The organism is Streptomyces anatolicus, from assembly GCF_019400875.1.
GTDB lineage: Bacteria > Actinomycetota > Actinomycetes > Streptomycetales > Streptomycetaceae > Streptomyces > Streptomyces anatolicus.
The window spans coordinates 1-6362 of sequence record NZ_WMBF01000375.1 but is presented as its reverse complement, the minus strand read 5'-3'; the positions used below and the strand labels follow the sequence as shown (position 1 = coordinate 6362).

Annotated in this window: 7 protein-coding genes; 1 reads left to right on the top strand and 6 read right to left on the bottom strand. The window is 70.2% G+C overall.

All coding sequences use genetic code 11. The annotated features are described in order from the left end of the window. Positions 1-140: 140 nt before the first annotated feature. Positions 141-488: a thioredoxin family protein gene (locus tag GKQ77_RS25190; protein WP_219691223.1), complete on the bottom strand. Its 348-nt coding sequence runs from the start codon at positions 486-488 to the stop codon at positions 141-143. A gap of 223 nt (positions 489-711) precedes the next feature. On the opposite strand from GKQ77_RS25190, the gene GKQ77_RS25185 reads away from it, so the two are divergent. Beyond that, a complete protein-coding gene (locus GKQ77_RS25185) occupies positions 712-1440 on the top strand; it encodes a lysophospholipid acyltransferase family protein (protein WP_219691222.1) in 729 nt (242 codons plus the stop codon). A 43-nt stretch (positions 1441-1483) separates the two neighbouring features. Here the strand turns inward: GKQ77_RS25185 and GKQ77_RS25180 are convergent, their stop codons facing one another. The 5 genes from GKQ77_RS25180 to GKQ77_RS25160 form a co-directional block, all read right to left on the bottom strand. Next, positions 1484-2197: a B3/B4 domain-containing protein gene (locus GKQ77_RS25180; RefSeq protein WP_219691221.1), complete on the bottom strand. Its 714-nt coding sequence runs from the start codon at positions 2195-2197 to the stop codon at positions 1484-1486. 27 nt (positions 2198-2224) lie between these two features. After that, a complete protein-coding gene (locus GKQ77_RS25175; protein WP_219691220.1) occupies positions 2225-2818 on the bottom strand; it encodes a transglutaminase domain-containing protein in 594 nt (197 codons plus the stop codon). 84 nt (positions 2819-2902) lie between these two features. Beyond that, on the bottom strand, positions 2903-3973 hold the full coding sequence (locus tag GKQ77_RS25170) for a threonine aldolase family protein (protein WP_219691224.1): 1071 nt from the start codon (positions 3971-3973) through the stop codon (positions 2903-2905). A 20-nt stretch (positions 3974-3993) separates the two neighbouring features. Beyond that, positions 3994-4734 carry an SDR family NAD(P)-dependent oxidoreductase gene (locus GKQ77_RS25165; protein WP_219691219.1) on the bottom strand — a complete coding sequence of 247 codons (741 nt, stop codon included), beginning with the start codon at positions 4732-4734 and terminating at the stop codon, positions 3994-3996. 26 nt (positions 4735-4760) lie between these two features. Beyond that, positions 4761-6164: a DUF6421 family protein gene (locus GKQ77_RS25160; protein ID WP_219691218.1), complete on the bottom strand. Its 1404-nt coding sequence runs from the start codon at positions 6162-6164 to the stop codon at positions 4761-4763. Between the last annotated feature and the right edge of the window lie 198 nt (positions 6165-6362).

Genomic DNA, 6362 nt, shown 5'->3' with positions numbered 1-6362 from the left:
TACCGAGGGCGGGCGATGCCGTCATGGAGCTGTCCTTCTGCCGGAGGTAGCAGGCTCGCGACAGGCGGCGCGCGCAGTCAAGTCCGTTCCGGCAGATGCAAGACACGTCACTGGCGCGCGCCCGGCCGGGGGGCGGACGGTCATACGGCCTCCCCCAGCGCGGCGATCACATCGGCGCGGCGCGGCTGCCCGGCGGCGCGCCGCACCTCGCGGCCCCGCGCGTCAAGGACGAGCACGGTCGGCGTCTTGAGCACGCGCAGCTCCCGTACGAGGTCGAGGTGGTCCTCCGCGTCGATCTCCACGTGGGTCACACCGGGGACCATCGAGGCCACGTCCGCGAGGACCCTGCGGGTGGCGCGGCAGGGCTGGCAGAAGGCGCTGGAGAACTGCACGAGCGTCGCCCGCTCCCCCAGCCCTTGTCCGGCATCGGTCAGCCGCTGCCCGATATCCGTCGCGCCGGTCCCGCGCCCGGTGTCGCTTCCTGGCACCTACGTCTCCCGCCCCTCGGCTCTGATCTGGTCGCTCCCCGGTTCAGCGCTCGCGTACCCGCAAAAGATTCCGACGTGATGAGAATCTCCCGGAATGCGGGCACCAAGACTGGTCACTCGTCCGTTCTTGGGGCACGATCTGCGCAACGCCGAAAAACCTACGGCTGCGTAACCTCCGCCGGAAACCCGCTAGCCAGGCAGAAACGAAGGGCCTTTCCCACCCATGGCCGAGCTTGTCTACCGTCCCGTCATCGGTGCAGCGAAAACGCTGTTCAAAGCATGGGACCTGAAGATCGATTGCAAGGGGTCGGAGAACATCCCACGCTCCGGCGGCGCGGTCCTCGTCAGCAATCACATCAGCTATCTCGACTTCATCTTCGACGGGCTCGCGGCACTTCCGCAGAAGCGACTGGTGCGCTTCATGGCCAAGGAGTCGGTTTTCCGGCACAAGATCTCCGGGCCGCTGATGCGCGGAATGAAGCACATCCCCGTGGACCGCAAGCAGGGCGAGGCCGCCTATGCCCACGCGCTCGCCTCGCTGCGCTCCGGGGAAATCGTCGGCGTCTTCCCCGAGGCGACGATCTCGCAGTCGTTCACGCTCAAGACCTTCAAGTCGGGCGCCGCGCGCCTGGCCCAGGAGGCCGGGGTGCCGCTCATCCCGGTGGCCCTGTGGGGCACGCAGCGGCTGTGGACCAAGGGCCAGCCGCGCAACTTCAAGCGCAGCCACCTGCCGGTCACGATCCGGGTCGGCGAGCCGGTCGAGGCGCCCAAGGACCAGTACGCGGGCGCGATCACCCGGCGGCTGCGCGAGCGCTGCCAGGAGCTTCTGGAAGCCGCTCAGCGCGCCTACCCCGTGCGCCCCAAGGGCCCCGACGACACGTGGTGGATGCCGGCGCACCTCGGCGGGACGGCGCCGACCCCGGCCGAGGTGAAGGCCGCCGAGGCGGGCTGACCGGATAACTGGCCGACCGGCTGCCCGGCTTCGGGCGGGCGCGCTAGCGCGGCGCGTGGACGGTGACGCGTGCGCCGGGGCTGAACTTCTCCAGCAGCTCGGCGAGTTCGGCGCCCGCGGCTTCGAGGCGGGCGTCCGGGCCCATGCCCTCCAGCAGGAAGATCGCGTTCACCGACTCCTCGGTGAGGCGGGTGCGCGGCCCCTGGCGCCAGTTCCAGCGCCGGCAGGTGACGCCCTCGTCGTCGCACCACACGACCTCGCCCGCCTCGGGGTGCTCGACGACCGGCTCCCCCGCCGCGGCGGTCACGAACTCCTCGGTTCCGGTGGCCCGCACCAGGCGCATACCGCCCTTGATCAGGTCAAGGTCCTCGCCGCCGACCGGGATCAGATGGGCCACGCTGATCGCGTTGTAGAGGTCGACGAGGGTGTTGATCCGGGGCAGTCCGCCGTCGGTGAGCGCCCGCTTGGCCAGCGCCTCGGCGGAGTTGCGGGTGCGCGAGGGCTTCGCGCCGAAGGCCGTGTAGGCGCCGCGCCAGGCGGCCATGTGCGGGTCCTCGTGCGGGGCGCGCCCGTCGAGGCGTACGGCAAGACGTCGCGCCGCTTCGTCCAGAAGGGCCGAACTGCCGTCGGTGCTGGGGCCGTTGACGAGGCCGTGCGCCTCGATGGCGACGTGGGTGAAGCCGGGCGCGAGGGCGCGCACCTCGTCGGAGACGGTGAGCGTCAGGGGCGCGCGGGGCGGGACTTGCGGGAGTGTCATGGCGGCGCCTTGCTGTGTCGGGGCTCGTCAGAGCGCGTCGGGGAGGTTCTTCCACAGGTGCGGCCGGTCCGGGGCGCTCTTCAGGACGCTCAGGACCACCGGATGCGGTGCAGCATAGAGTACCGGATAGTCCATCTCATTGGACTTGGCGTCGGGTAGGAAGGCCAGCCGCTCCCCGGCCAGCGAGAACTGGGCGTCGACGCCCGGCTTGTTGCCGCGGCAGTCCTGCCGGTGCCATCTCCCGTGGAAACGTACGGCGACGAGGCCGTGGACGCAGTGGCCGGTTCCGGCGTCATGGGTCAGCCGCTGGTAGCAGAGCGCGGCCGGGATGTCCTCGGCGCGCAGCAGCGCGGCCAGCGCGTGGGCCTTGGCGTGGCAGATGCCGGTGCCCTGCGCCAGGACGTCCGAGGCGCGCCAGGTGACGCGCATATCGCCGCTGTCGGCGGAGTGCGGGATGGTGTCGCGCACGTACTCATAAGCCGCTTGCGCGTATACGTATGAATCGGCGGCCCGCGCGGCGAGGCGCGCCGCGGTCTCGCATACGAGTGGATGGTGGTGGTCGATGACGTCGTCGGCCGCCAAGTACGCGGAAAGGTCCGGGTCCTGCTGGATCAGCTGCATGGGACCGGAGCATAGAAACGCGACCGGCCGTACGTCAATGACTTTACGGTCGGTCGCATAACTATGCGGCTTACGTGGGCCGGGTCAGCGCGCCATCTCCTCCTTGAGCGCCGCGAGGAACCCGTCGACGTCCTCCTCGCGGGTGTCGAACGCGCACATCCAGCGCACGACGCCCGCCGCCTCGTCCCAGAAGTAGAAGCGGTACTTCTTCTGCAGCCGCTCGCTCACGTCGTGCGGCAGGCGCGCGAAGACGGCGTTGGCCTGCACCGGGTAGAGGATCTCCACGCCGTGCACCGAGCGGACGCCCTCCGCGAGGCGCTGGGCCATCTCGTTGGCGTGCCGGGCGTTGCGCAGCCACAGGTCCTTGGCGAGCAGGGCCTCCAGCTGCACGGAGACGAAGCGCATCTTGGAGGCGAGCTGCATGGACATCTTGCGCAGGTGCTTCATGTGGCGCACGGCGTCCTGGTTGATGACCACGACCGCCTCGCCGAACAGCGCGCCGTTCTTCGTGCCGCCCAGCGAGAGGATGTCGACGCCGACCGCGTTCGTGAACGTGCGCATCGGCACGTCGAGCGCGGCCGCCGCGTTCGATATCCGCGAGCCGTCGAGGTGCACCTTCATGCCGAGCCGGTGCGCGTGGTCGCAGATCGCGCGGATCTCCTCGGGCGTGTAGAGCGTGCCCAGCTCGGTGTTCTGCGCGATCGAGACGACCTGCGGCATCGCGCGGTGCTCGTCGGCCCAGCCGAACGCCTGCTTGTCGATCAGCTCGGGGGTGAGCTTGCCGTCCGGCGTCGGCACCGTGAGCAGCTTGATGCCGGCCATGCGCTCGGGGGCGCCGCCCTCGTCCACGTTGATGTGCGCGGTCTCGGCGCAGATCACCGCGCCCCAGCGGTCGGTGACCGCCTGGAGCGCGACCACGTTGGCGCCCGTGCCGTTGAAGACCGGGAAGGCCTCGGCGGTGGGGCCGAAGTGGCCGCGGATCACCTGCTGGAGGTGGTCCGTGTACACGTCCTCGCCATACGCGACCTGGTGGCCGCCGTTGGCCAGCGCCAGGGCCGCCATGACCTCGGGGTGCGCGCCCGCGTAGTTGTCGCTCGCGAAGCCGCGCACCTGCGGGTCGTGGTGGCGCCGGGCGTCGGTCTTCGGCGGGTTCACGGCATCTTTGGCGGCAGCGGTCACGGCTTCTCGGTCAGCCACAGGCGGTTTCCGTTCACTTCCCCGGCGGGCCGCTCCCAGACGCCGGCGATGGCCTCGGCCAGCTCCTTGACGTCCGTGAAGCCCGCGAACTTCGCGTTGGGCCGCTCCGCGCGCATCGCGTCGTGCACCAGCGCCTTGACCACCAGGATGGCAGCCGCCGCGCGCGGCCCTTCCTCGCCCCCCGCCTTGCGGAAGGCGTCCGCGAGGGCGAGCGTCCACGCCTCGGCCGCCGCCTTGGAGGCCGCGTACGCCGCGTTGCCCGCGGTCGGCTTGGTCGCGCCCGCCGCGCTGATCAGCAGGTAACGCCCCCGGTCGCTGCGGCGCAGACCGTCCTCGAAGGCGAGGGAGGTGTGCTGCACGGTGCGGATCAGGAGCTTCTCCAGGAAGTCCCAGTCGGCGAGGTCGGTCTCGGCGAAGCTCTTGCTGCCGCGCCAGCCGCCGACGAGGTGGACCAGACCGTCGATCCGCCCGAACTCCTTCTCCGTGCGCGTCGCCCACTCGCGGGTGGCGTCCAGATCCAGCAGGTCGACCGTGTCCCCTATGACCGTGGCCCCGCCGTGCGCGTACCGGGCGGCGTCCACGGCCTCGTGCAGGCTCAGCGGGTCGGCGTCCGACGCCACGACCGTGGCGCCCGCCTCGGCCAGCCTCAGCAGCGCGGCCCGTCCGGCGGCTCCGCCGGCTCCGGCCACCGCGACGACGGCTCCATCGAGTGCGGACATGGTCCTCGCCTCCTCCTGGCGGCCGCTCACGCGGCGACCTTCTCGGCGTCCGCGGAAGCGGTGATCCCCTTGGTGGAGGCGATCACGTTCTTCAGCTTCTTGGAGAGCGCCTCATAGAACATGCTGAGCGGAAACTCGTCCGGAAGCACCTCGTCGACGAGCTTGCGCGGCGGCAGCGAGGTGTCCAGGGCGTCCGGGCCCTTGGCCCAGCGCGATCCGGGGTGCGGGGCGAGGTAGGTGGAGACCAGGTCGTACGCGGCGAACCAGTGGACCAGCTTCGGGCGGTCGATGCCCGCCCGGTACAGGTCCTCGATCTCGCCGCACAGCTGGTTGGTGACCTGCGGCGCGCGCTCCCAGTCGATGCGGAGCTTGTTGTCGGTCCAGCGGATCACGTCGTGCTTGTGGAGGTAGGCGAAGAGGAGCTGGCCGCCGAGCCCGTCGTAGTTACGGGTGCGGTCGCCGGTGACCGGGAAGCGGAACATGCGGTCGAAGAGGATGGCGTACTGCACGTCACGGCCGTGGCGGTTGCCCTCGGCCTCCAGCTTCACGGCCTCCTTGAAGGCGGTGAGGTCACAGCGCAGCTCTTCCAGGCCGTACATCCAGAACGGCTGGCGCTGCTTGATCATGAAGGGGTCGAAGGGCAGGTCGCCGTGGCTGTGGGTGCGGTCGTGGACCATGTCCCACAGGACGAAGGCCTCCTCGCAGCGCTTCTGGTCGTGGACCATGGCGGCGACGTCCTCGGGCAGGTCGAGGCCGAGGATGTCGACGGCGGCCTCGGTGACGCGGCGGAAGCGGGCCCCCTCGCGGTCGCAGAAGATGCCGCCCCAGGAGAAGCGCTCGGGGGCCTCGCGGACCGCGATGGTCTCGGGGAAGAGGACGGCCGAGTTGGTGTCGTACCCGGCGGTGAAGTCCTCGAAGGTGATGCCGCAGAACAGCGGGTTGTCGTAGCGCGTGCGCTCGAGCTCGGCCAGCCACTCGGGCCAGACCATGCGCAGCACGACCGCTTCGAGGTTGCGGTCGGGGTTGCCGTTCTGCGTGTACATCGGGAAGACGACCAGGTGCTGCAGGCCGTCCCTGCGGTCCGCCGCGGGCTGGAAGGCGAGCAGGGAGTCCAGGAAGTCCGGCACCGCGAAGCCGTTCTCCACCCAGCGGCGCAAATCGGCGACGAGCGCCCGGTGGTAGGCGGCGTCGTGCGGCAGCAGCGGGCTGAGCTGCTCGACAGCCGACATCACACGGTCCACCGCCAGTTCGACGACGGCCTTCGCCGGGGCACCGTCCGCCGCGAAGTCGATGGAGCCGTCCGCGGACTGCCAGGGCCTGATCTCTTCCACGGCGTCCTTGAGCACCGGCCACGCCGGATGGTCCACCACCCGCACTTCAGCGGGCGGAGCCGCATCCTCCGTACCCGCCTGCACAAGAATTTCCGTCATGTCCCACCTTCCACGGGAGAACCTCGCGTATGGACACCGTATGCGTGCAAGGTTCTCCGCGACAAGGGGAGACTCCGGAAATTATCCTGCGCCACCCCTACTTTCGCCGCTGTTTTTCCCGTTCTTCGGGAGAGGGGGGCACGACCTTCATGGGAGGGGGCACGACCTTCATGCGAGAGGGGTCCGACCGCACGGACG

What these genes read in the sequence shown, in the direction of transcription:
- GKQ77_RS25175 (WP_219691220.1), bottom strand. Translation starts at nt 2,818, where the DNA reads ATGCAGCTGATCCAGCAGGACCCGGACCTTTCCGCGTACTTGGCGGCC.
- GKQ77_RS25185 (WP_219691222.1), top strand. Translation starts at nt 712, where the DNA reads ATGGCCGAGCTTGTCTACCGTCCCGTCATCGGTGCAGCGAAAACGCTG.
- GKQ77_RS25180 (WP_219691221.1), bottom strand. Translation starts at nt 2,197, where the DNA reads ATGACACTCCCGCAAGTCCCGCCCCGCGCGCCCCTGACGCTCACCGTC.
- GKQ77_RS25160 (WP_219691218.1), bottom strand. Translation starts at nt 6,164, where the DNA reads ATGACGGAAATTCTTGTGCAGGCGGGTACGGAGGATGCGGCTCCGCCC.
- GKQ77_RS25165 (WP_219691219.1), bottom strand. Translation starts at nt 4,734, where the DNA reads ATGTCCGCACTCGATGGAGCCGTCGTCGCGGTGGCCGGAGCCGGCGGA.